The 266-nt window shown below is 48.1% G+C and carries 1 rRNA gene; it reads right to left on the bottom strand.

Features of this window, described 5'->3' with window-relative positions:
* Positions 1 to 217, bottom strand: a 16S ribosomal RNA gene (locus E0D98_RS26530); the annotation flags it as partial.
* Positions 218 to 266 lie beyond the last annotated feature (49 nt).

Below are 266 nucleotides of genomic sequence, written 5' to 3'. Positions count from 1 at the left end.
GAGGCCCGAAGGTCCCCCTCTTTGGTCTTGCGACGTTATGCGGTATTAGCTACCGTTTCCAGTAGTTATCCCCCTCCATCAGGCAGTTTCCCAGACATTACTCACCCGTCCGCCACTCGTCAGCGAAACAGCAAGCTGTTTCCTGTTACCGTTCGACTTGCATGTGTTAGGCCTGCCGCCAGCGTTCAATCTGAGCCATGATCAAACTCTTCAATTTAAAAGTTTGATGCTCAAAGAATTAAACTTCGTAATGAATTACGTGTTCA

Origin of the sequence: Escherichia sp. KCJ4928 (genome assembly GCF_004352695.1) — a bacterium.
Classification (GTDB): domain Bacteria; phylum Pseudomonadota; class Gammaproteobacteria; order Enterobacterales; family Enterobacteriaceae; genus ECMA0423.
Note: the sequence above shows the minus strand (reverse complement) of the source record. Positions and strands in the feature narration are given on the sequence as shown.